Source organism: Bacillus sp. TE9106W (assembly GCF_054062215.1).
In genome coordinates this window covers 46216-70004 of sequence record NZ_JBSSFA010000009.1, presented here as the reverse complement: position 1 = coordinate 70004, position 23789 = coordinate 46216, and the positions used below count along the sequence as shown (strand labels likewise).

The following is a 23789-nucleotide window of genomic DNA, read 5'->3' as shown; positions in this document are numbered from 1 at the left end:
TTAAACAAATTATCGTATACACATATCATCTATGTTAAAGGAGAAAGACGATGAAAAAGTTATTTATTTCACTAACAGTTCTTTTCGTTCTTGTTATGAGTGCTTGTAGCAATGGCTCTACAGACAAAAAGAACGATGCAAAAGGTAGTAAATCAGAAACAATTACATACCAATCTGAAAATGGTAAAGTAGAAGTTCCTGCAAATCCAAAACGCGTTGTTGTTCTATCATCATTCGCTGGTAACGTAATGTCATTAGGTGTAAATCTTGTTGGGGTAGATTCATGGTCTAAACAAAACCCACGTTTTGATAGCAAACTTAAAGATGTTGCTGAAGTATCAGATGAAAATGTTGAAAAAATTGCTGAACTAAATCCAGATTTAATCATTGGTTTATCTAATATTAAAAATGTTGATAAGTTAAAGAAAATCGCTCCTACTGTAACATACACTTACGGAAAAGTTGATTACTTAACACAGCATTTAGAAATCGGTAAGTTATTAAACAAAGAAAAAGAAGCAAAAACTTGGGTTGATGACTTCAAGAAACGTGCACAAGACGCTGGTAAAGAAATTAAAGCAAAAATCGGTGAAGATGCAACAGTTTCTGTTGTAGAAAACTTCAACAAACAGCTTTATGTATACGGCGAGAACTGGGGCCGTGGAACAGAAATTCTGTACCAAGAAATGAAATTAAAAATGCCTGAAAAAGTAAAAGAAAAAGCATTAAAAGAAGGTTATTACGCATTATCTACTGAGGTATTACCTGAGTTTGCTGGTGATTACTTAATCGTAAGTAAAAACAAAGATACTGATAACTCATTCCAAGAGACAGAATCATATAAAAACATCCCAGCAGTAAAAAATAATCGTGTATACGAAGCAAACATGATGGAATTCTATTTCAATGATCCACTTACATTAGATTTCCAACTAGACTTCTTCAAGAAGAACTTTCTTGGTAAATAATACAAACATGAGGAATTCTTAATTTAAGAATTCCTCTTCCTTTATTCTATGAAAAGAAAAGATGTGAAACGAATGACAAAAGAACATGACAATACGCGTTCTATAGCTTTTACATACAAATTAATTTTAAGCATAATTGCATTCTTTCTTATTTTTATGGTGGCAATGGTATTAGGTGCTGCAGATACTTCAATAAAAGACGTATGGTTAGCACTCACTTCCTCCGCTAAAGGGGACAAAATATCTATTATTCGCGAAATACGTTTGCCACGTGAAGTTGCTGCTATTTTTGTAGGAGCTGGACTTGCTGTTTCTGGAGCAATTATGCAAGGATTAACACGAAATCCACTTGCTGATCCTGGATTACTCGGGCTATCTGGTGGAGCAAATGCTGCGCTTGCACTAACACTTGCTTTCAACCCTTCCATAAGCTATCTTTACTTAACATTAGCTTGCTTTATCGGTGCTGCAGTTGGTGCAATTATGGTATTTGGAATTGGTATGGTGAAAAAAGGCGGTCTCTCCCCTCTTCGAATTGTATTAGCTGGTGCTGCAGTTTCAGCATTTCTACTCGCAATTTCAGAAGGAGTCGGCATTTATTTCAAAATTTCACAAGATGTATCACTTTGGACTGCTGGAGGCGTAATTGGAACTACTTGGAGCCAATTGAAAGTTATTATTCCAGTCATTTCAATTAGTATCTTTATCGCTATCTTACTAGCCAAAAAGTTGACAGTTCTTAGTTTCAGTGAAGAAGTAGCTATTGGACTCGGTCAAAAAATTATTGTTATTAAAACCATTCTATTTATCATTATTATCTTACTTGCAGGTGCTTCTGTAGCACTTGTCGGAAATATGGCATTTATCGGTTTAATGGTACCTCACATGGTACGCCCAATTGTCGGGCCAGATTACCGATTTGTTATACCGATGTCAGCAATTGCCGGGGCTTCCTTTATGCTACTTGCAGATACAATCGGACGTACGATTAACGCTCCGTACGAAACACCAGTTGCCGCTATTGTCGCAATTGTAGGATTACCATTCTTCCTATTCATTGTACGTAAAGGAGGAAAAACGTTCTCATGATACCATCTATTCTAAGAAAACAACGTCTTATCATACTCGCTTTACTTATACTAACCATTACAACCATTGTAATTGGAATGGGGCTCGGTTCAGCATCTTTATCTTATGATCGGCTACTCCCAACATTAATGGGCCAAGGAACTTTTAAAGAGGAGTTTGTTTTATACTCTTTAAGGCTACCTAGAATTATCATTACATTATTAGCTGGTATGGCTCTCGCTTTATCAGGAGCTATTCTGCAAGGAATTACCCGAAATGATTTAGCTGAACCTGGTATTCTCGGTATCAACTCTGGGGCCGGTGTTGCTGTTGCTATTTTCTTTTTATACTTTCCAATAGATGTAGGTTCATTTCTTTACTTACTACCTGTCGTTGGATTTATCGGGGCATTTCTGACAGCTGTTCTCATTTACGTATTTTCATATAGTAAATCAAGTGGACTTCAGCCGGTACGATTAACATTAACCGGTATCGGTTTTGCCTTTGCACTATCTGGAATGATGATTGTCCTTATTTCATCCGCAGATCGCATGAAAGTAGACTTTATTTCAAAATGGATTGCAGGGAACATTTGGGGAGACGATTGGATCTTCATTTTCGCAATGCTCCCATGGTTAATCGTATTAATTCCATTTGTTTTCTATAAAGCAAATCGATTAAACATTTTAGCATTAAACGAACCAGTCGCAATTGGCGTTGGAATTGAAATTGAAAAAGAGCGTAGATATTTATTAGTTGCAGCCGTTGCACTTGCTGCTGCCGCTGTTTCTGTAACAGGAGGAATTAGCTTTATCGGACTGATGGCTCCTCATATCGCGAAATCTTTAGTAGGTCCAAGGCATCAAATCTTCATGCCTATCGCCCTTTTAATCGGTGGATGGCTATTGCTACTAGCAGACACAATTGGACGAAATATCGTTGAACCTAACGGTATCCCAGCAGGTATTGTTGTTGCTTTAATTGGTGCTCCTTACTTTATGTATTTGTTGCTTAAAAAAGCGTAAAGAAACACCCTCAAGATCTTTTCTTGAGGGTGTTTTTATTCTACTGCTGTCCATACCCTTCAAACTTCTTCGCCAAATTCTCCATCTCGTCTTCTGGCAATAGCTTCGGTTCCCCAATGCTTTTCGTTTGATAATAAATTTGCGCACAAAACTCAATTTCTTCTGCAACGGTAAATGCCATTTTTATATGATTTGCACCCGCAATTAAACCGTGGTTCGCAAGTAAAACAGCACGACGATCGATCATTCCTTCGAAAGCAGCCTCTGCTAATTGCTTCGTACCAAATGTTTCATACGGTGCACAGCGAACATTCGGGCCTGCGAAAGCAATTAAATATGATACTGCGGGCAGTTCCCATCCTAATGATGCAATCGTCTTCGCATAAGGAGAATGTGTATGCACAAGCGCATTTATATCTTCACGATTTCTATAATAAATAAGGTGCATATCGAGTTCGCTTGATGGTTTTCTCTCTCCCTCTACTACTTCACCATCTAAGTTTAATATAACTACATCTTCAGGCTTTGTTTCATAATAATCTAAACCACTTGGGCTAATGGCAACAAAACCTTGCTCGCGATTGAAAATACTAATATTACCGCCTGTCCCCTTTGTTAAACCGCTAGAAATCATTTTCTTTCCATACGCTACAATTTCTTCTCTCTCTTTTTGTAATAACATATACATCCCCCTAAGTATGAAGCTTATGATGACTGACTTTTTAACTCTATCTACTTATTGAAATAGCTTTTTTAAATTCTCCGTAAACGGTGCTTTTACAATCCCTTTTTCCGTAATAATCGCTGTTACATTTTCATGTGGCGTGACATCAAATGCTGGATTATATACTTTACTTTCTTTCGGAGCAGAATACTGTCCGAAACGATTAATTACTTCAGAAGCATCTCTTTCCTCAATCGGAATTTCTTTTCCTGTCGGTGTTTTTAAGTCAATTGTCGGTGTTGGTGCTGCTACATAAAACGGAATGTTGTAGTATTTCGCTAAAATAGATACGCCTAATGTCCCAATTTTATTTGCTACATCACCATTTGCTGCCACACGGTCGCATCCAACGATTACCGCATCAATCTTCCCTTGTGACATAACCATAGCTGCCATATTATCCGTAATGACAGTCACATCAATTCCCGCTCGCTGCAATTCTAATGCTGTTAACGTTGAACCTTGTAATCTAGGGCGCGTTTCATCGGAATAGATTTTTAAGTCCCATCCTTTTTCTTTCGCTAAGTACATTGGAGCTGTCGCAGTACCATACTTAGTCGTCGCTAACGCACCCGCATTACAATGTGTTAATACTCCCATTCCATCATGGAATAACGTTAATGCATGTTCTCCAATTTGACGGTTAATTTCTTCATCTTCCCTATGAATCTCTTTTGCCTCTTCTAGTAATCTATCTTTCAACTGTGTGATTGATAGATGAGTATGATCTGTCGCTACACTTTCCATTCTTTCAAGTGCCCAAAATAAGTTTACTGCTGTCGGTCTTGATGTGGCCAAATATGCACATACCCTTTTTACTCCATCAATAAATTCAGCTTCCGTACTTTCAACAAATTCCTTTATCCCTAAATACACACCATAAGCTGCTGAAACACCAATCGCTGGCGCTCCTCGTACTTTCATTACTTGAATGGCATCCCACACACCTTCAGCTGTATTGAAAGATTCATAGACAACTTCATTCGGTAATAATGTTTGATCTAATAAAACTAAAGCATCCTCTTTCCACTGAATTGGTATTAATTGCTCTTCCATCATCTTCTCCCCTTACTTCGCATAGTGCATTGACTGTTCTTTTAACGTTTCTACAAAGCTTGTACCTGTTTTATATTGATTCGCTCGTAAAATAAATTTCTTTGCTACTTGAAGACAAATGCGTTCCGCTCTAGCACGTGCTTCCTTATTCTCAATACAAGTAATATCTTTTACTTTCGCTAGTCCAACAATACGACGAATTAACTCAAGGCCTGTCACTGCAGCTGTATCCTCTAATACAGATTGTAAATAGATTTCGTTAAAGCCTTCTTCTTTCGCCATAATCTCTGTCACATGAATATTCCAAGCATCTAAAAACTTCTTCTTAAATAGATCAATTACCTCTACCATTGTCGATTGTAACCAATCCATATACGTATCTTTCTCGGCTCCAGCTGACATTGTCGCATCTGCATTCACCCAAGCAAACATTAAATTCGCCATTACATTCCCAATGTCATAGCCCATTGGTCCATAAAAGGCAAACTCAGGATCAATTACCTTTGTGGAAGCATTTTTTACAAAAACAGAACCAGTATGCAAATCACCGTGAATAAGCGCCTGTGCATTCGTCATAAAAGAAAACTTAAGTTTTGCTACTTCTATACGAAGCTCTTTATCACTATAAATATGTTCTCTAATCCACCCTTCATTTAACGGAAATAACTCATTACGCTTATTATGATTTGTAAATGGCTCAGCGTATACGAGGTCTTCTGTAATCTCACATAACTCAGGATTTATATAATTCTTCACAAGTTCCTTCTTCTCTTTATGATTCATTACAACATCCGATGTTAATAAGAGCGTATTTACCAAAAAGGTCGTTAAATCATCCGCAAGCCTCGGAAATATTTCATGATTTATAAGTGCTGTACGTAATATTGTGTGATCCGATAAGTCCTCCATTACGCAACAATTCATCACACTATCAAACAAATACACCTTCGGAACAAGTCCAGGTGCTAACTCTTCCTCTAACTGCAAAACATCTGATTCAATACGAATACGATTCGTCGATAACTTAAACTCATCTGAAATACGAGCTGTATCCCCTGCTTGCTTTACAATGACAGAAATGTTCTTCTTTTCATCCCAAACGCGGAATACATAATTTAAATTACCATCGCCTATTTCTTTACACTGTAACCCCTTTGCATCCTCAAACTTACATAATTTCTCTTTCACATATACAATCACATCGTTAGCTTCCATTAAAAAATACTTCGTGAACTTAGACATGGTTTCCCCTCCACACTAATTGTAAGCGTTTTCTAAAAGCTATAAAAAATAATAGAATTAAATCTTTCATCCTATAATATATGTTCTTCTTTTCGAAATGTATATCTAGATTTTATTATATCTTGTTAGCACTTTGAGTCAATGTTTCTAATTATTATTACAATATACTTCCTAATTATATGTTTGAGAGGACAAAAATTGTTCAAAAAGATTCTAATTCATTTTATTTTATTTATCACACAATTCTTTGTAAAATAGAAATAAGCAGTTCCTTTTCAAAAAGAAAACTTCTAAGAAATATTTCCTTCCTAAGAATTTATACTTACATCATATGTCTAACATACACACTACTCTTTCAAGCACTCATTGAAAATTTATAAACTTAAAATTACCTTTCCATTCCCTATTATCCTTAATTGAGAATAAATATTAATTAAATTGATATAAAGTTCGTTTATTCGCTTGACAAAATAACCACTTCTATATGATAATTAATATCGAATTAGAATTATTATAGTTAATTAAAAAATATATTTTATGAGCAAACTATTTTTTGATGCTCAAAACCAACATTTAGGAGGAATTTTAATATGTTATTAATCGGCACAGAAGTAAAACCGTTTAAAGCTAATGCTTACCATAATGGAGAATTTATCCAAGTTACTGACGAAAGTTTAAAAGGAAAATGGAGTGTAGTTTGTTTCTACCCAGCTGACTTCACATTCGTTTGCCCAACTGAACTTGAAGACTTACAAAACCAATATGCAACTCTTAAAGAGTTAGGCGTTGAAGTATACTCTGTATCTACAGACACTCACTTCACTCACAAAGCATGGCATGATAGCTCAGAAACTATCGGTAAAATCGAGTACATCATGATTGGTGACCCAACTCGCACAATCACTACAAACTTCAACGTTTTAATGGAAGAAGAAGGTCTTGCTGCTCGTGGTACATTCATCATCGATCCAGACGGCGTTATCCAATCTATGGAAATCAATGCTGACGGTATTGGCCGTGACGCAAGCATTCTTGTTAACAAAATTAAAGCGGCTCAATACGTACGTAACAACCCAGGTGAAGTTTGCCCAGCTAAATGGCAAGAGGGTTCTGCTACACTTAAACCAAGCCTTGACCTTGTAGGCAAAATCTAAGGAGTTCGATCAAAATGATACTAGATGCAGATATAAAAACACAACTATCCCAATACCTTCAGTTAATGGAGAACGATATTTTACTTAAAGTAAGCGCAGGAGACGATGCAGTATCTAAAGACATGTTAGCTTTAGTTGATGAGTTATCTACTATGTCTTCTAAGATCACAGTAGAAAAAGTTGAACTAGAGAGAACACCAAGCTTTAGCGTAAATCGCCCTGGTGAAGACACTGGTGTCGTATTCGCTGGTATTCCATTAGGACACGAATTTACATCACTAGTGTTAGCTTTATTACAAGTAAGTGGACGCGCTCCAAAAGTTGAACAAAAATTAATCGATCAAATTAAAAACATTCAAGGCGAATATCATTTTGAATCTTATATCAGCCTAAGTTGTCATAACTGTCCTGATGTTGTACAAGCTCTTAACGTAATGAGCGTTCTTAACTCTGGTATTACACATACTATGATTGATGGCGCTGCATTCAAAGAGGAAGTAGAAAGCAAAGACATCATGGCAGTACCAACAGTTTTCCTAAACGGCGAATCTTTCGGCAGCGGTCGTATGACACTGGAAGAAATTTTAGCTAAAATGGGTAACGGTCCAGATGCATCAGAGCTTTCTGATAAAGATCCATACGATGTTCTTGTTGTTGGTGGCGGCCCTGCTGGTGCAAGTGCAGCAATTTATGCAGCACGTAAAGGCATCCGCACTGGTATCGTTGCTGAGCGCTTCGGTGGTCAAGTAATGGATACTATGGGCATTGAGAACTTCATCAGCGTAAAACGCACTGAAGGTCCTAAGCTAGTAGCAAGCCTTGAAGAGCACGTAAAAGAATATGACATCGATGTAATGAATCTACAACGTGCAAAACGTTTAGAGAAAAAAGAACTTATTGAAGTGGAACTTGAAAACGGCGCTATTCTGAAAAGTAAGAGCGTAATCGTTTCAACAGGTGCTCGCTGGCGTAACGTTGGCGTACCAGGTGAAGCTGAGTTCAAAAATAAAGGTGTAGCATACTGCCCACACTGTGACGGTCCATTATTCACTGGAAAAGACGTAGCAGTTATCGGCGGCGGTAACTCTGGTATTGAAGCAGCTATCGACTTAGCAGGTATTGTTAAGCACGTAACTGTTCTTGAATTCATGCCAGAATTAAAAGCTGATGCTGTATTACAAGAACGTCTTAACAGCTTACCAAACGTAACTGTTCTGAAAAACGTTCAAACGAAAGAAATTACTGGTACTGATAAAGTAAACGGTATTTCTTACATCGATCGTGAAACTGAAGAAGTTCATCACGTTGAATTACAAGGTGTATTCGTACAAATCGGTCTTGTTCCAAACACAGACTGGTTAGGCGAAACAGTTGAACGCGTTCGCGGTGAAATCGTAACAGACAAGCACGGCGCTACAAACGTACCAGGAGTGTTTGCTGCAGGTGACTGTACAAATAATCCGTACAAACAAATCATCATCTCTATGGGTTCAGGTGCAAACGCAGCTTTAGGTGCATTTGATTACTTAATCCGTAACTAATATATAGACGTGAGTAAAAAAAGCAGGTGCCTTGGCACCTGCTTTTTTATAATCCTAATGTATACACTAAAAACCTCTCATTCCCATTCTTCTCATAAGCCCCAGACAATCTCACTTCCCTCTTCAGCTCAAACGTAGTCTGATTCTCCAAGAAGAAAATATAATCTTCAGAAGGATAGTATAAAATAATATCCACTTCTCTCCCAGTTTCTTCTACCGAAAGCAAAATGTTATTTACTACATTCATAAACACTTGGACAGAAAATGGATTAAAGAAATAAAATCGGTTATCACATGGATCAATCTCATATTCCTGCGCTAAACAACATTCAAACCCAATTTTATCTTTACTGTTTCTTATCTTTCGAGCATAACGATCAAGATTATCCAACGCTTCTTTATAAAACTCTTCATTCATTTCAATTCCAACCGCTGAAGCACCACACTTATGATGCATATAAAAGTTTAATCGTCCTTTTCCGCACCCAAAATCTACAACTCGGTCACTACTTTTTATTTCATATTGATTCAGTAACTCATCTAATCCACTATATGGCGTCGGTTCATAACGGTGATAGTGCATAGACTTGTTAAACCCTTTTTGTTCACCTACTGTTTTTATATTTAAAACTGCATCATAATATTGTTCGTTCATTTTTTTCTCCTATTAAGAAATGGTACTTCTTATTATACACCATGTACTGGAGAAGGATTTTTCATCAAATTAATAGGTACGTGAAATTATATGAACGATTTTTTCAATATATCGACTTAACAACAAATTACTACAAAAAAACAGGAGCTATCTAGCCCCTGTCCTCTAATACTTTCAATACAGTTTGTTTCAATATTTCCACCCCATCCATAATACAACTATGATCGAACTTCATATACGGATGGTGTAATCCAGGTTGTAGGTCTGCTCCTAATCCAAGCATGACAGCTTTTAAATATGGTCTCTTCACTGTGTAGTAATGGAAATCATCGCTTCCTGTCGTATAAAGTGGTCCTGTACATTTATCTTCCCCATACACTTCAAGAATACCTTTACGCATAAATCGTTCAGCTTCTTCTGAAACTTCAGCTCCTGGCGCGAGATCAATCCACTCATATGAAGTTTTCGACCCCATTGATGCAGCTGATTCTATGACATGCTCTATCCTTTTCTTTAACTCTTCTAATAGTGTATTATTCTCCGCTCTTACATCTAAGCTAAAATGACCGTTCCCCGGAATAATATTTAAATTATCTCCACCCGCTTGGCACCTCGTCATCTTCACTGAATAGGAACTTTGCGGTGGTAGCCATATATTTTTCAAACCGATATTAATCATAGAAATGACATCAATTGCATTTATCCCTTGATGCGGGCGTGCCCCGTGTGCATCGTCTCCATGAATTGTTCCTTCTAAAAATCCTGCCGCTCCGTGACGAATAGACGGGGCAGCTTGTTTCAAAGGCAGTTCTTCAATTGGTCTTAAATGAACACCAAACAAGAAGTCAGCATCATCCACAGCACCCTTCTCTACCATCTTTAAAGAGCCATTTCCCTTTTCTTCTGCCGGCTGGAAAATAAATCTAACCGTTCCACTATCCCATCTCATATTTTTCAATTGTAAAATAAGCCCCATCACAATTGTCATATGTGCATCATGACCACATGAATGGTTCGCTTTATATTCTCCGTCTACTTCTTGCCATAATGCATCCATATCGGCACGAATCGCAATAACTGGGGTTCCGCTTCCGATTTCTGCGATCACGCCTGGACAATCATCAAATATTTTATATGAAATTCCTTCTTCTTTTAAAAAGTTAGTAATATACGCTGTCGTTTCATACTCTTTCCAACTCACTTCAGGGTTTTCATGTAAATGCTGAAAAATTTCAGTTAAACGTTCTTGTAGTTCTAATGTTTTCAAAGCTACATTCTCCTTCCCACATTCCAAAACCATTCAGGTTAATTATACTTATGAAAAACAGATGTTTTTATGAACATATTGAATTTTAAGAAAAAAGTCAATTATTTATTTTCAAATATAATCTACAACTTATTTCCATTCACTTTATATCGATAGAACATTCCTTATTTTCTGTTTTTTATTGACGCTTGTATCGTTTTTTAGTTATTATAACTTAATAGCGTCTATTTTACGACAATTCTAAAAATACAAACGAACATACATAACAGGAGGAAATTTATGGAAAAAGAAATACCTTTTGGTGTAGCAATGATCCCTATTATCATTACAGTTGCAGTTATGATGGTTACAATTGTTGTATTAAAACAGAGCCCTCACGTCCCACTTATTATCGGTACAACTGTTGCTTCTATCGTCGCTTGGCGTTACGGTTACAAATGGAACGACATTGAAGAAGCAATGTATAAAGGCATTCGCCTCGCATTACCGGCTATCGTTATCATTATTCTAGTAGGTTTAACGATCGGTGCCTGGATTGGTGGTGGAATTGTCGCAACAATGATTTATTACGGTTTAAATCTTTTAACACCATCACTATTTTTAGTTTCAATTACAATTATTTGTTCTATTGTTGCATTAGCTATTGGTAGCTCTTGGTCTACAATGGGAACAATTGGTGTTGCAGGAATGGGTATTGGCCTAAGTATGGGAATCCCAGCTCCGATGGTTGCCGGTGCTATCATTTCCGGTTCTTATTTCGGCGATAAAATGTCACCGCTTTCAGACACAACAAACTTAGCCGCGGGATTAACAAATACAGATTTATTCACACATATTCGTCATATGTTATTTACTACAATACCAGGTTTAATTATTACTCTTATCGTTTATGCCTTCTTAGGAAGAAGCTTCGGCGCTAACAATATCGATGCAAAAAGTATCGAGCAAACATTACAAGTATTGCAACAAAATTTTGTTATCTCACCTTTCCTATTAATCATACCTGTAGTCGTTATGGTATTGGTTGCTAAAAAAGTTCCTGCTATACCAGCTATTCTTGTAGGTATTATTTTAGGGTTTTTATCACAAGTCTTTATTCAAGGTGGTTCTGTCTCAGCATCTGTCGGTGCACTCCAAGCTGGATTTGTTATAGACACTGGAAACAAGCTAGTAGACGAGCTATTTAACCGTGGTGGCTTAGATTCGATGATGAATACAGTCTCTATGACAATTGTCGCTATGACTTTCGGAGGAGTACTAGAACATACAGGTATTCTTCGTTCCATTGTAAATCAAATTTTAAAGTTAGCGAAATCAGCAAAGGGACTTATCGCTTCTACTATCGCTTCATGTTTTGCAACAAACCTTACTTGCTCTGAACAATATATTTCGATTGTTGTTCCTTCAAGAATGTACGCGAATGCATACACAGAAAAAGGACTACATTCTAAAAATTTATCCAGAGCATTAGAAGATGGCGGAACATTAACTTCTGTTTTCGTACCTTGGAATACATGCGGCGTATTTATACTCGCAACACTCGGCGTAGGTGCATTCGAATATGCTCCTTATGCTATATTGAATTTCATCGTACCTATTATCTCGATCATTTACGGTATAACTGGTCTCACAATTACGAAACTATCTGACATTGAAAAAGCGGAACTACTAAAAAAACAAAACGCTCAATTAGAAGCTTAAAGATAACGGTAAATTCAGTTCATATATTGCGCGAGGACGCCCTTGTTGATAAGGCATTTCCTCGCCGCAAATATGAACATACCCATAATCAACTAGTTTCTTTAATAACCTTTCTGTTGATCGCCGAGTCACTTGTAAGTATTCAGAAAGATCTGCTGCTGTAAACTTTAATGACGGATGTGATTGACTAAATCGAATAATTTTTGATAAATTTGCTGGGCTAAGTTTCGTTTCCTTCGCTATTTTCATTAGTTCTGGATTGTCATTCTTCAAACTTTGTACTCTCTGTTCTTTCGGGAACGGACCAAATAGTTCTTTATCACTTGTTAGTATATAAAAACAGTGGTCTATTGGATTATTCTTCGCGAAACCTTGGGCGATTTTAGCATTTTGCTCCGCTTCTTTCACAGTTTTTCCGTAACCAAATCCAATAGCTATCATTCCTTCTATACTCGCAAATAAATTATTTATTATATTTGTTTTTATAATGGATTCAATATCACCACGAGTCGTATACAAAATGAACGTCATTTCATCAATTGTTTTAAATGAACCACGTAGTTCTTTTGAAATGACATCTAATTGCTTGAGCAAACCATCTCGTAATTCTAAAGAAGAAATAATACAAGCACCAACAGTAGCTGAATGGCTTCTTGCTAACTCAGCTTTTATTTTTGCATCTTTTAACCCATGTATAATGGATTGCTTCGGATCTATCATACGTTCTGAAGGAATACCTATTTTTTGAAGTTCATCATAGACAGCGTGAATACTAGTTAAAGCTAAATGAGCTTCTCCAGATTGATATTTAGCTACATGAAAATCAATAACTCTATTTATTTCATCTTTACTCCACAGCATATTTTCATAATCAAACACTTGTGGACTTTCTTTTATGCCAATATCATGGAATACATTTATAATGAATGAGCGGTCTACTAAATCAATTGAAATTTTATGTGGTTGAACCCTTTGGTGATACATGACAGAAAGAATGGAAGATGCCACGGTCGTCTCGTCTTGCTGTAAGTACGTACTTGGAATTCGTAATTGTTCTCTTATTTCTTTTGCCATATAATAAGGTAAAGCACCTGAGAAAAAGATGAAATCACAAGGCTTTAAACGCTTTAATAGTTCAGAAGATTCTGCCGGATGAAGGTAAACATATGGATCAATTTCTATTTCTTCTAGTTTATGAGCGATAGGTAAAAGTGTCTCCATAAACTCTTTTGAACCGACAACTGCAATTTTTATCATCATTTCTCTAACTCCTTATCATTAATTAACGACTATTTAACGTCAACTATATCAAATGTATAAAACTATTGTAAACAGGAAGGGGTCTCTACCTAATGAAAATTACAGCTATTCACCTTTACGCAATTCGTTTACCGCTTCGCGATCCGTTTGTTATTAGTTATGGTTCTTATTCTGATATGCCTTCTATTATCGTCAAAATGGAAACAGACGAAGGTATTATCGGTTACGGTGAAGGCGTTGCTGATGATCACGTCACAGGTGAATCATGGGAAAGTACTTTCCATATTTTAAAGCATACGCTAGCACCTGCACTAATCGGACAAAATCCAATGAATATAGAAAAAATACACGATATGATGGACAATACAATTTACGGTGTTCCAACAGCGAAAGCTGCGATTGATATTGCTTGTTTTGATATAATGGGTAAAAAATTAAATCAACCTGTATATCAATTAATTGGCGGACGATACCATGAAGAATTTCCTATCACTCACGTATTAAGTATCGCAGATCCAGAAGAAATGGCCGAAGAAGCTGCCTCTATGATTCAGAAAGGTTACCAATCTTTCAAAATGAAAGTCGGTACAAATGTAAAAGAAGATGTAAAACGAATTGAAGCAGTACGTGAGCGTGTAGGAAATGACATCGCAATTCGTGTTGATGTAAACCAAGGATGGAAAAATAGTGCAAACACATTAACAGCACTTCGTTCATTAGGACATGTAAACATCGACTGGATTGAACAGCCTGTCATCGCAGACGATATTGACGCAATGGCTCACATTCGTTCGAAAACAGACCTTCCACTTATGATTGATGAAGGATTAAAAGGCTCTCGTGAAATGCGCCAAATTATTAAAGTAGACGCGGCTGATAAAGTAAACATAAAACTAATGAAATGCGGCGGCATATATCCCGCTGTAAAACTCGCTCATCAAGCAGAAATGGCAGGCATTGAATGCCAAGTTGGATCCATGGTCGAATCATCCGTTGCCTCTTCCGCGGGATTCCATGTCGCTTTTTCGAAAAAAATTATTACGAGCGTTGAACTTACAGGTCCATTAAAATTCACGAAGGACATCGGAAACTTACATTACGACGTACCATTTATTCGCTTAAACGAACAGCCAGGACTAGGTATCGAAATAAATGAAGATACACTACAGGAATTAACCGTCTTTCAAGACGTTGTACGCTAAAGGAGGACTCATTCATGACGGTACTATACGAGGGAACATTAAAACAAAATAACAAGCAGTTTCACGTTACTTTACTATCACTAGATTACATCGAACAAATCTTATCACTACAAAACGTCGTAGTTGAAGCACTAGAAGATAAAAGCCGTTTACAACCACTTTCACAAGAAGAATTTCAATACATTCTAGAAGGAAATGGCATGATGATCGGTGCTTTTATCGAAAACGAACTCATCGCATTTCGTGCCCTACTCGTCCCTCCTATCGACGATGAACATTTAGGACTTGATATCGGCTTACCAGAAAGTGAACTGCACCGCGTCATCTATCAAGAAATTTCAAATGTTCATCCGAACTGCCGAGGCAATGGAATGCAAAAAATATTAGCGACAGTCATCATGGATGAATTACAAAAAGAAGATAGCAAATACGACTACGTTTGCTGCACCGTTGCTCCTTTTAACATTCCGAGTTTAAAGGATAAGTTCGCACAAGGGATGAAAATTGCTGCGCTGAAGGAGAAGTATGGTGGTAGTATGCGGTATGTTTTTGTGAAGGAATTGCGTGAGGACAATGAAAGGGATTGGACGGATATTAAAAGCGTTCCGATGAACAATGCTGGTGGACAACAGGCGTTACTTTCGGAAGGGTATCGTGGGTATAAGATGGAGAAAGTGGATGAAGATTTTGTTGTGAAGTTTGGGCGATAATTGCTACGCCAGAAAAAAAGGAGATGTCTGCTGTGACATCTCCTTTTGCTTTCTCTTCATTGAACATATCGATTGCAACTTCAAATATATCAGCGATTTTTGAAATATATCGGCGCAACTCCAAATATATCAGCGATTTCCAAAATATATCGGCGCAACTCCAAATATATCAGCGATTTCCAAAATATATCGGCGCAACTCCAAATATATCAGCGATTTTTGAAATATATCGACTTACCGACAAAAATTGACAATAATCGCACCCTATACAAAGCGTAACATTAAACCGTCATCTTCCAACTAGATAATGCTAACCAGTTCTCCATTTCCTTATAATCAGGCATGATCTTCCCGACAAGACGCCAGAAGGAGCGATCATGATTTAAATGAACCATATGACACATTTCATGAACAACTACATAATCAATTACTCGCTGTGGTGCCATCGCTAGCTTCCAATTGAATGTTAGTTGTAAATTCGAATCACAAGTACCCCACGTGCGACTACTATCTGTAATACGAATAGAACGTGGTTTTGTTTTAAAGTTACTTTGATGCGCTTTAATACTCTTCTCTACTAATGACTTACACTGCTTATAGTAAAATCGTTTTAAAGCTTGCTGTATTTTCTCATCTTTAAGCTCTTTCACATAAATATGTAGCTTATCCTTTTCAAACACTGCATTGTCTTGCGTAATGTTTGCGTCTTGAGAAATTTGTATCGGATACGTATTTCCTAAATACAAAAAGCCTTCTCCTTGATCATAATCCTTTTCCTGTGGTCCACGCGCTCGCTCCGCCATTTCCTTACGTGTTGTCTGAATCCAATCCCACTTCTCTTCTAGCAACTGGATTAAGTATTCAACAGGTGTCCCTTTCGGCGCCTGTACTTCCACATTTCCGTAAGAATCCACAAAAAGACGCACCGATTTTTTCTTTTTATAAGTTATATGAAAATTAATTGTCTCACCTAAATAAGTATGTACCATTTCATCACCTAACGTATTATTTTACAAATGAAAAAGAGTAGGATACGAACACCCTACTCTACCTATTATATCATTTACCGCTTTAACGGAATCATTATCCTCTATACTTTACAGCTAATCCTTTAATGAAATTCCTTGCGTATCTATCGCCGCACTCTTTGTAATTTTTATGGCCTTTTTTTCTTAATAAAGCGCCTAGTTCTCCTTTTGTCACCTTAACGCCTACGCTATCTAATATATCAAGTACATCTTCACTCGTTAATGAAAGTGCGATTTTCATTTTCTTTAGAAGAAGGTTATTCGCACTCTCTTTGCTTTGTACAGGTGCCGGTTGTCCAGGTTTCGGATCTTGCTTCCCTCTTTTTAAAGTAATAAATCCATTGAAAAACGCCTCTAACATCATCATATCGCATGTTTTTACGTACTCATCTTCTTCCACATCAGGGTTTTCAGGTTCGTACTGAGGTGCTCTCTTTATTTTTGTAAGCATATCAACTACGTCTTCTTTCGTTACTTCCATACCACCAAGTTTAAAGATTTCTACCATATCTATATCTCTTATATCTAAAGCGTATCTTACTCTTTTTAATATATCGTTGTTGCTCATTGCCATTGTTTTTCCTCCTGAAATGTTGATTATTTTTAACTTTTTATTTGTAATACAGTTTACCGTAACTAATCTAAATAAGATTATTTTTTATTATTTTCATAATTAAATTTAACAAAAAAGGTAGTGCCTTCCGATCCTGTTTGAATTTCTATTTTTGCATTATGACGGGTAGCAATGGCATAACATACGCCTAATCCCAATCCTGTTCCATTCTCTTTGGTTGTGTAAAATGGAGTCCCCAGTTTCTCTAATACTTCAGGGCTAATACCTTTCCCTTCATCCCGCACTGCAAGCACCACACAATTTTGCCCTTCCTTATAGGTGCTAATGGTTAGAGTTTTCCCTGTACTCATCGCTTCTAAGCCATTACGGTATAGGTTCATTAATAATTGCCTTATCTCATTACGATTTAAAAGTAATGCTGGAACGTCATTTGTATCGACTTGAATATATTTATTTTGATTATGCGTATCTATCTTTATTAAAGGAATAATATCGTGGATAATTGAGTTTAAATCTAACATCTGCAAATCTGATTTCTTTGTATTACCTATTGAGAGAAATTCAGTAATAATAGAATTGGCACGGTCAAGTTCTTCAACCATTAAATTAAAGTAGTTATTATGTTTCTCATAGTTATTCTCTTCTTTTAATAACTGCAAAAATCCCCGTATTGTTGTCATTGGATTTCTAATCTCGTGGCTGATACCTGCTGCCATTTGCCCTATTAACTCTATGTTGGATAACCTTTTCAATTCCTGCTCATATTGCTTTTTTTCTGTTATGTTTTTACAAATACAACAAATGCCATCATCATACGGATATGCAATAACTTCATGCCAATATTCATCAAATATAGAAAGAAATTCAAAATGAACTGTAGTTCGCTCTGACATTACACGATGAAGCTCCTTATATATAACTGTATCTACGCTACTTGGGAAGACCTCCCATATATTCTTACCTAATACGTCTTTTGCTGTTTTTCTTTGTGGGAAATGTTGATGTTTATTTACATACGTAAATTCCCATTTATTATTCAAAGTCAAGAATCCATCCGTAATACTTTCAATCACACTTGTGACTTTTTCATTAGCAGCAGCTAGTTCTCTCGTTCGTTCTTCCACCATGCTTTCAAGTTGATCCATATATAACAAGTTTGAAAATGTAGGGGCTGTAGCATCAACGATAGATTTTGCCAGTTGAACTCGGGAATCATCGTAATTAGGAGTTTTTTCCTCATTGCCAACGACGATTACCCCTAATACTTCTCCCATTGAAACCAATGGAATCATCAGTAAACCCTTACTATCTATATGTTTTATTCGAATAACCTCTTGAATCTTGGCTTCATAGCTTTTCTCCATCCAATCTGCTTCTATCCAATCACAGCCCGAGCTTAACTCCGTTGTCTTAATCGTTGTTTTGTCTAGCGGATCTAAAAGGTGGGCAGCCATGTTTTTACTCTCTAAAATCTGTCCTAAGTAAAAAAAGCATTTATCAAAACTCTCCTGTATTGAGGAACACATTGATAAATCACGGGTAACATTTAGTAATAGCTGCTTCTCGGCAATAAGATTTTCTTTTTGGGTTAAATTTTTTGCGTTTTGAATGGCGACCGCTGCCATGTTTACATAAGCTTCAACACTTTGAATTTCTGAATCTGTTAAGTTCATTGGAACTCCATAATCAAATAAAAAAACAAGACCAAATAACTCTTGCCCAAATGAGATAGGCAGAGCTAATAAAGACTTAATTTTGAACGCATCGACTGGTCTCGGATCCGGTCGATGATCCTTTGAGGTATCAGGAATATAGATGGTTTTTTTAGTCTCAATAACTTCTTTTGCCAGTAAGTCTACTTCAGGGTCAATTACTTGAGTATCGAGCGTTACGCCATTTATGGTCTCTGGTTTTCCTGCAAACCCTCTAAATGTTCCATCTTCTTCAGGTAAATAAATTCCAACAGCGTCACACCTAACAATCTCCTCTGATATCGCCATGGTTACACGCTGCAATACTTCACGTAATTCTAATTTTGTATTTATTATTTTGGTTATATTCGCGAGCCTAGAATATCTCGTTTGATCACTTAACATTTGCATAGCCTCCAATTATAGGCGTAATAAAGTGCAACTTTAATAAGTGAGGGGTGATTCATCCCCCCACTTATTATCAGCCTGAATCCAACCTAACCTCTTTGCACTAGCAAAATTTTGAGGTGGGAGTTTTACTGCCCGCAAATAGCGGGATAAAATAAACATGCTAATATCAGTGAAATTCAAGATCAACCTACCATTTTCTCCTGTATTCTTTTCTTACCCTTGTTTTATATAGAATACCTCACTTACTTATGATACGGTTCACCTTACACTAATAAAATTACTACACTCCAGCCCCTCTAACTTTCAAAAGTTACAACGTTTCACTATCCTGTGTTTCACCGACACTCGCCTCAAACTTATCAAGCAATACACGTACTTCATCAGTCGACTTCGTACTCATCAATTGATTTCGTAGTTCAGCAGCCCCAGGGAATCCTTTTACATAAATTTTGAAGAAGCGATGTAGTCCTGTGATGGATCGTGGTAATACTTCTGCATATTGATCTTGAAGATCCAGCTGTAGTCTTAAAAGATCAAGATGTTCTTTACTGCTATGCTCTCTTGGCTCTTTTTCGAAAGCAAATGGATTTTTAAAGATTCCTCGTCCGATCATTACGCCATCAATGCCGTATTTTCCAGCAAGTTCCAGCCCAGTTTTACGGTCAGGGATGTCTCCATTTATCGTTAGGAGCGTATTTGGTGCAATACGATCACGTAATTTTTTAATCTCCGGAATTAGCTCCCAGTGTGCATCTACTTGGCTCATTTCTTCTCTTGTGCGTAAATGAATAGAAAGGTTCGCAATATCTTGTTTGAAAATGTGCGTTAACCAATCTTCCCATTCGCTTAACTCTTTAAAGCCAAGTCGTGTTTTTACGCTGACAGGTAGTCCGCCTGCTTTTGCAGCTTGAATAAGTTCTGCCGCAACATTTGGACGTAGAATAAGGCCACTCCCTTTTCCTCTTGATGCTACGTTCGGTACAGGACAGCCCATATTAATATCAATACCTTTAAATCCTAACTCTGCCATACCAATGCTCATTTGACGGAAATATTCAGGATTATCTCCCCAAATATGTGCCACCATTGGCTGTTCGTCTTCTGTAAAAATTAAACGGCCACGTACGCTTTTCATACCTTCTGGATGACAATAGCTATCCGAATTTGTGAACTCTGTGAAGAATACGTCCGGACGACCAGCCTCACTTACTACGTGACGAAAAACAACGTCTGTCACATCTTCCATTGGTGCAAGTACAAAAAATGGTCGTGGTAAATCACGCCAAAAATTATCTATCATTTCAAATTCAAATCCTCTCACTATGAATACAATTTCAAACTCTCAATAAACCAAAAAGCAGATGGTATAGATTTTCCTATATCAACTGCTTTTTTATTATACCAACTTAAGCCAAGCTACACACTCTACATGAGTCGTATGCGGGAACATATCAACAGGTTGTACTTCCTGCGTTTTATATCCGCCTTCTTCTAGTACTTTTAAGTCACGTGCTAATGTTGCTGGGTTACATGATACGTATACGACGCGTTTTGGTTTCATGTCGATGATTGTGTTAAGTAGTGCCTCATCACAACCTTTACGCGGTGGATCTACGACCATTGTGTCAGCGATTACGCCTTCTTTGTACCATTTTGGAATGACTACTTCCGCTTCTCCTACGCCAAATTCAGCGTTTGTCATATCGTTTAGCGCTGCGTTACGCTTCGCGTCTTCGATTGCTTCTGGCACAATTTCAACGCCGTATACTTTTTTCGCTTTTTGTGCTAGGAATAAGGAGATTGATCCAATTCCGCAATAGGCATCAATTACTGTTTCGTTGCCATCTAATTTGGCGTATTCTAACGTTTTATCATATAACACTTTCGTTTGCTCTGGGTTTACTTGATAGAATGAACGTGCTGAAATCGCAAACTTAATGTCGCCGATAAAGTCATAAATATATTCTGATCCGTACAGTACTGTCGTTTTGTCTCCGAAAATTACGTTTGTACGTTTCGGGTTTACGTTTTGAACAATTGATTTTACTTCTGGGAATTTCGCAGCAATTTCTTCAATGATTGCTTTTTTGTTTGGCAGTTCTGCTGTACGAGTAATGAAGACAAGCATAATTTCCCCTGTTACTTGTCCGTAACGAGCCATTACGTGACGAAGTGTCCCTTTGTTACGCTCTTCGTTGTACGCCGAAATACCGTGTTTTTCACAAATACGTTTTACTTCTTGAATCAACGTATCGTTTTCTTCTGCTTGAATTAAACATGATTCCATATTAATAATGTCATGCGTTCCTTGACGATAGAAACCAGCTACAAGTCCGCCCTCACGTTCTCCAATTGGTACTTGTGCTTTATTACGGTATACCCACGGATTCTTCATGCCAAGTACAGGATGAACAGGAACATCACCTAATCCGCCAATACGCTGCATAACGTCACGTACTTGTTTTTCTTTCGCTTGTAATTGTCCTTCATATGTTAAATGCTGAAGCTGACAACCGCCGCACTGATTGTACACTGGACATTCTGCATCTTTACGATATGGGCTCTCTGTATGAAGCTTCATTAAACGACCGAATGCGAAGTTTTTCTTCACTTTAACAATTTTAATTTGCGCTTCTTCACCTGGTAATCCGTTTTTAACGAAAATAGGATAGCCTTTTACTTTCGCAACACCGGCACCATCATGTGTTAAATCTTCAAATACTACATCTATAAACTCGTTTTTTTCAACTGGTGGCGTCATTTTTGTACTCATTTTCCGACCTCTCTTTTTCATAACACTGCGTTACATTTTATCATACTTATATGGTCTATTTCTATTGGAAGAAAAAAAGCTATTGACGATAGTTCTCTGTTAATGTTACGCTACTACTAATTTAATACGGACGATGTTACCTCATATATACTCGATAATATGGATCGAGAGTTTCTACCCGGCAACCTTAAATTGCTGGACTATGGGGAAAACTAATGAATATTAGCCTATGTGCAAAAAAGGACTCATATTGATTAGCTTTCTCTCATAGATGAAAGTGAATCCATATGGGTCTTTTTTTATTTTTATTTTTCTAAAAGGTCAGACATCTTACGTATGACATAAAACCTATTTGTTTTATTTTTAGTAATATAACGAGCGTTTTATGTACAAACTTTATACGAACTTCTGAAAGGGGCAACTACATGCAATATGTAATGAGCATTATCGGTATTCTTGTCGTTTTAGGTTTATGTTTTGCTTTGTCAAACAACAAAAGTAAAATCAACTTCCGTGCAATTGCAATTATGATTGGTTTCCAAATTTTAATCGGTTGGTTTATGTTTGGCACAAAAATTGGTCAACAAATTATCATCTTCATTAGTAAAGTTTTCAACAAACTAATTAAACTTGGTACGACAGGCGTCGATTTTCTCTTTAATGGAATTCAAAGAGATTTTGTCTTTTTCTTAAACGTATTATTAATTATCGTATTTTTCTCAGCACTACTTTCTATCTTTAGTTATTTAGGTGTTTTACCATTCATCGTTCGCGTTGTCGGCGGTGCCATTTCAAAAGTTACTGGTTTACCACGCGTTGAATCATTCCACGCAGTAAACTCTGTATTCTTCGGTTCAAGTGAAGCTTTAATCGTTATTAAAAATGATTTACAGCATTTTAACAAAAACCGTATGTTTATCATTTGTTGTTCTGCGATGAGCTCAGTTTCTGCTTCTGTTACAGCATCATACGTAATGATGTTAGATGCAAAATATGTATTAGCAGCTCTTCCATTAAACTTATTCTCAAGCTTAATCGTTTGTTCGTTATTAACACCTGTTGATACGAAAAAAGAAGACGAAGTAGTTCAGAAATTTGACCGAACTGTATTCGGGGATAGCTTTATCGGTGCAATGATTAACGGTGCGCTTGACGGTTTAAAAGTAGCAGGTATCGTTGCCGCATTAATGATCGCTTTCATCGGTGTGATGGAAGTTGTAAACTACGTAATTAGCGCAGCTTCAGGTGCAATGGGACATGCCGTTACGTTACAACAAATCTTTGGTTACGTACTTGCTCCATTCGCATTCTTAATGGGTATTCCAGCTCAAGATATTATCCCAGCTGGCGGAATTATGGGTACGAAGATTGTATTAAACGAGTTTGTAGCAATCCTTGATTTAAAAGGTGTTGCAGCAACATTATCTCCACGTACAGTTGGAATCGTTACAGTATTCTTAATTAGCTTCGCAAGTATTAGCCAAATTGGTGCGATCGTTGGTACAATTCGTGCTCTTTCTGAGAAACAAGGAAGCATCGTATCGAAATTTGGTTGGAAAATGCTATTTGCATCAACACTTGCTTCTATTTTATCTGCGACAATCGCTGGATTGTTTATTTAAAAAAACTCCACCTTACTTCTCTTTTTCTAAAAGAAGTTTGGGTGGAGTTTTTTATCTTCTATATGTATTTTTATGTAAATAACACCAGAAAAAAATAAGGTATTTTTACCTAAATAT

General features: G+C 37.0%; 20 protein-coding genes and 1 riboswitch. Of the genes, 9 read left to right on the top strand and 11 right to left on the bottom strand.

Features of this window, described 5'->3' with window-relative positions:
• Positions 1-50 precede the first annotated feature (50 nt).
• The 3 genes from ACVWY7_RS17200 to ACVWY7_RS17190 are packed head-to-tail and all read left to right on the top strand — an operon-like array spanning position 51 to position 3061.
• Complete coding sequence (locus ACVWY7_RS17200; RefSeq protein WP_000732576.1) at positions 51-968, top strand: iron-hydroxamate ABC transporter substrate-binding protein; 918 nt, start codon at positions 51-53, stop codon at positions 966-968.
• A 48-nt stretch (positions 969-1016) separates the two neighbouring features.
• The gene (locus ACVWY7_RS17195) at positions 1017-2057 is read left to right on the top strand and encodes a FecCD family ABC transporter permease (RefSeq protein ID WP_000823046.1); all 1041 of its coding nucleotides are present in this window, start codon (positions 1017-1019) and stop codon (positions 2055-2057) included.
• Positions 2054-3061 carry a FecCD family ABC transporter permease gene (locus ACVWY7_RS17190; protein WP_000613091.1) on the top strand — a complete coding sequence of 336 codons (1008 nt, stop codon included), beginning with the start codon at positions 2054-2056 and terminating at the stop codon, positions 3059-3061. Before ACVWY7_RS17195 ends, ACVWY7_RS17190 begins: the two co-directional genes overlap by 4 nt.
• Positions 3062-3101: 40 nt before the next feature.
• Here the strand turns inward: ACVWY7_RS17190 and ACVWY7_RS17185 are convergent, their stop codons facing one another.
• From ACVWY7_RS17185 to mtnK, 3 genes are read right to left on the bottom strand one after another with little or no spacing between them, the layout of a single operon-like run.
• Positions 3102-3743: an L-fuculose-phosphate aldolase gene (locus tag ACVWY7_RS17185; protein ID WP_000926543.1), complete on the bottom strand. Its 642-nt coding sequence runs from the start codon at positions 3741-3743 to the stop codon at positions 3102-3104.
• A gap of 54 nt (positions 3744-3797) precedes the next feature.
• Positions 3798-4844 carry an S-methyl-5-thioribose-1-phosphate isomerase gene (mtnA, locus tag ACVWY7_RS17180; RefSeq protein WP_151301978.1) on the bottom strand — a complete coding sequence of 349 codons (1047 nt, stop codon included), beginning with the start codon at positions 4842-4844 and terminating at the stop codon, positions 3798-3800.
• A gap of 9 nt (positions 4845-4853) precedes the next feature.
• Positions 4854-6083, bottom strand: a complete 1230-nt coding sequence (gene mtnK, locus ACVWY7_RS17175; protein ID WP_000033239.1) for an S-methyl-5-thioribose kinase — start codon at positions 6081-6083, stop codon at positions 4854-4856.
• Between the two features lie 590 nt (positions 6084-6673).
• Between mtnK and ahpC the strand changes: the two genes are divergently transcribed.
• Positions 6674-7237 (top strand): alkyl hydroperoxide reductase subunit C, encoded by a 564-nt coding sequence (gene ahpC, locus ACVWY7_RS17170; protein WP_000924422.1) that lies wholly within the window; start codon positions 6674-6676, stop codon positions 7235-7237.
• Positions 7238-7251: 14 nt separating this feature from the next.
• Positions 7252-8778 (top strand): alkyl hydroperoxide reductase subunit F, encoded by a 1527-nt coding sequence (gene ahpF / locus ACVWY7_RS17165; RefSeq protein ID WP_000599486.1) that lies wholly within the window; start codon positions 7252-7254, stop codon positions 8776-8778.
• 46 nt (positions 8779-8824) lie between these two features.
• On the opposite strand, the gene ACVWY7_RS17160 is transcribed toward ahpF, so the two are convergent.
• Together ACVWY7_RS17160 and ACVWY7_RS17155 are read right to left on the bottom strand one after the other, a co-directional pair.
• Positions 8825-9433, bottom strand: coding sequence for an SAM-dependent methyltransferase (locus ACVWY7_RS17160; protein WP_073523225.1), 609 nt, complete (start codon positions 9431-9433; stop codon positions 8825-8827).
• Between the two features lie 151 nt (positions 9434-9584).
• The gene (locus tag ACVWY7_RS17155; RefSeq protein WP_456523872.1) at positions 9585-10700 is read right to left on the bottom strand and encodes a M20 peptidase aminoacylase family protein; all 1116 of its coding nucleotides are present in this window, start codon (positions 10698-10700) and stop codon (positions 9585-9587) included.
• Between the two features lie 279 nt (positions 10701-10979).
• Between ACVWY7_RS17155 and nhaC the strand changes: the two genes are divergently transcribed.
• Positions 10980-12401, top strand: a complete 1422-nt coding sequence (gene nhaC / locus ACVWY7_RS17150) for a Na+/H+ antiporter NhaC (protein ID WP_456523871.1) — start codon at positions 10980-10982, stop codon at positions 12399-12401.
• Here nhaC and ACVWY7_RS17145 read toward each other — a convergent pair.
• The gene (locus ACVWY7_RS17145) at positions 12390-13661 is read right to left on the bottom strand and encodes a transcriptional regulator (RefSeq protein WP_105989367.1); all 1272 of its coding nucleotides are present in this window, start codon (positions 13659-13661) and stop codon (positions 12390-12392) included. The two genes, nhaC and ACVWY7_RS17145, sit on opposite strands and share 12 nt — an antisense overlap.
• Before the next feature lie 92 nt (positions 13662-13753).
• Between ACVWY7_RS17145 and ACVWY7_RS17140 the strand changes: the two genes are divergently transcribed.
• Both ACVWY7_RS17140 and ACVWY7_RS17135 read left to right on the top strand, forming a co-directional pair.
• Positions 13754-14863, top strand: a complete 1110-nt coding sequence (locus ACVWY7_RS17140) for a mandelate racemase/muconate lactonizing enzyme family protein (RefSeq protein WP_105989366.1) — start codon at positions 13754-13756, stop codon at positions 14861-14863.
• Between the two features lie 14 nt (positions 14864-14877).
• On the top strand, positions 14878-15573 hold the full coding sequence (locus ACVWY7_RS17135; RefSeq protein ID WP_073523231.1) for an N-acetyltransferase: 696 nt from the start codon (positions 14878-14880) through the stop codon (positions 15571-15573).
• A 281-nt stretch (positions 15574-15854) separates the two neighbouring features.
• On the opposite strand, the gene ACVWY7_RS17130 is transcribed toward ACVWY7_RS17135, so the two are convergent.
• From ACVWY7_RS17130 to rlmD, 5 genes are all read right to left on the bottom strand, one after another.
• Positions 15855-16562 (bottom strand): M48 family metallopeptidase, encoded by a 708-nt coding sequence (locus tag ACVWY7_RS17130; RefSeq protein ID WP_062921459.1) that lies wholly within the window; start codon positions 16560-16562, stop codon positions 15855-15857.
• Between the two features lie 94 nt (positions 16563-16656).
• Positions 16657-17175, bottom strand: coding sequence for a YehS family protein (locus ACVWY7_RS17125; RefSeq protein WP_001251739.1), 519 nt, complete (start codon positions 17173-17175; stop codon positions 16657-16659).
• Positions 17176-17252: 77 nt separating this feature from the next.
• Positions 17253-19271, bottom strand: coding sequence for an ATP-binding protein (locus ACVWY7_RS17120; RefSeq protein ID WP_456523870.1), 2019 nt, complete (start codon positions 19269-19271; stop codon positions 17253-17255).
• A gap of 316 nt (positions 19272-19587) precedes the next feature.
• Entirely contained in the window at positions 19588-20577 is a 990-nt protein-coding gene (locus ACVWY7_RS17115) for a tRNA dihydrouridine synthase (RefSeq protein ID WP_073523238.1), read from the bottom strand.
• Between the two features lie 96 nt (positions 20578-20673).
• Positions 20674-22050 carry a 23S rRNA (uracil(1939)-C(5))-methyltransferase RlmD gene (gene rlmD / locus ACVWY7_RS17110; protein ID WP_000105054.1) on the bottom strand — a complete coding sequence of 459 codons (1377 nt, stop codon included), beginning with the start codon at positions 22048-22050 and terminating at the stop codon, positions 20674-20676.
• Between the two features lie 121 nt (positions 22051-22171).
• Positions 22172-22273, top strand: a riboswitch (purine riboswitch).
• Positions 22274-22475: 202 nt separating this feature from the next.
• On the opposite strand from rlmD, the gene ACVWY7_RS17105 reads away from it, so the two are divergent.
• The gene (locus tag ACVWY7_RS17105) at positions 22476-23672 is read left to right on the top strand and encodes a NupC/NupG family nucleoside CNT transporter (RefSeq protein ID WP_001200504.1); all 1197 of its coding nucleotides are present in this window, start codon (positions 22476-22478) and stop codon (positions 23670-23672) included.
• Positions 23673-23789 lie beyond the last annotated feature (117 nt).

Excerpts from the sequence above, each read along its gene's own strand:
- ACVWY7_RS17200 (WP_000732576.1), top strand. The coding sequence starts at position 51 with ATGAAAAAGTTATTTATTTCACTAACAGTTCTTTTCGTTCTTGTTATG.
- ACVWY7_RS17195 (WP_000823046.1), top strand. The coding sequence starts at position 1,017 with ATGAAAAGAAAAGATGTGAAACGAATGACAAAAGAACATGACAATACG.
- ACVWY7_RS17190 (WP_000613091.1), top strand. The coding sequence starts at position 2,054 with ATGATACCATCTATTCTAAGAAAACAACGTCTTATCATACTCGCTTTA.
- ACVWY7_RS17185 (WP_000926543.1), bottom strand. The coding sequence starts at position 3,743 with ATGTTATTACAAAAAGAGAGAGAAGAAATTGTAGCGTATGGAAAGAAA.
- mtnA (WP_151301978.1), bottom strand. The coding sequence starts at position 4,844 with ATGATGGAAGAGCAATTAATACCAATTCAGTGGAAAGAGGATGCTTTA.
- mtnK (WP_000033239.1), bottom strand. The coding sequence starts at position 6,083 with ATGTCTAAGTTCACGAAGTATTTTTTAATGGAAGCTAACGATGTGATT.
- ahpC (WP_000924422.1), top strand. The coding sequence starts at position 6,674 with ATGTTATTAATCGGCACAGAAGTAAAACCGTTTAAAGCTAATGCTTAC.
- ahpF (WP_000599486.1), top strand. The coding sequence starts at position 7,252 with ATGATACTAGATGCAGATATAAAAACACAACTATCCCAATACCTTCAG.
- ACVWY7_RS17160 (WP_073523225.1), bottom strand. The coding sequence starts at position 9,433 with ATGAACGAACAATATTATGATGCAGTTTTAAATATAAAAACAGTAGGT.
- nhaC (WP_456523871.1), top strand. The coding sequence starts at position 10,980 with ATGGAAAAAGAAATACCTTTTGGTGTAGCAATGATCCCTATTATCATT.
- ACVWY7_RS17145 (WP_105989367.1), bottom strand. The coding sequence starts at position 13,661 with ATGATGATAAAAATTGCAGTTGTCGGTTCAAAAGAGTTTATGGAGACA.
- ACVWY7_RS17140 (WP_105989366.1), top strand. The coding sequence starts at position 13,754 with ATGAAAATTACAGCTATTCACCTTTACGCAATTCGTTTACCGCTTCGC.
- ACVWY7_RS17135 (WP_073523231.1), top strand. The coding sequence starts at position 14,878 with ATGACGGTACTATACGAGGGAACATTAAAACAAAATAACAAGCAGTTT.
- ACVWY7_RS17130 (WP_062921459.1), bottom strand. The coding sequence starts at position 16,562 with ATGGTACATACTTATTTAGGTGAGACAATTAATTTTCATATAACTTAT.
- ACVWY7_RS17125 (WP_001251739.1), bottom strand. The coding sequence starts at position 17,175 with ATGGCAATGAGCAACAACGATATATTAAAAAGAGTAAGATACGCTTTA.
- ACVWY7_RS17120 (WP_456523870.1), bottom strand. The coding sequence starts at position 19,271 with ATGTTAAGTGATCAAACGAGATATTCTAGGCTCGCGAATATAACCAAA.
- ACVWY7_RS17115 (WP_073523238.1), bottom strand. The coding sequence starts at position 20,577 with ATGATAGATAATTTTTGGCGTGATTTACCACGACCATTTTTTGTACTT.
- rlmD (WP_000105054.1), bottom strand. The coding sequence starts at position 22,050 with ATGAGTACAAAAATGACGCCACCAGTTGAAAAAAACGAGTTTATAGAT.
- ACVWY7_RS17105 (WP_001200504.1), top strand. The coding sequence starts at position 22,476 with ATGCAATATGTAATGAGCATTATCGGTATTCTTGTCGTTTTAGGTTTA.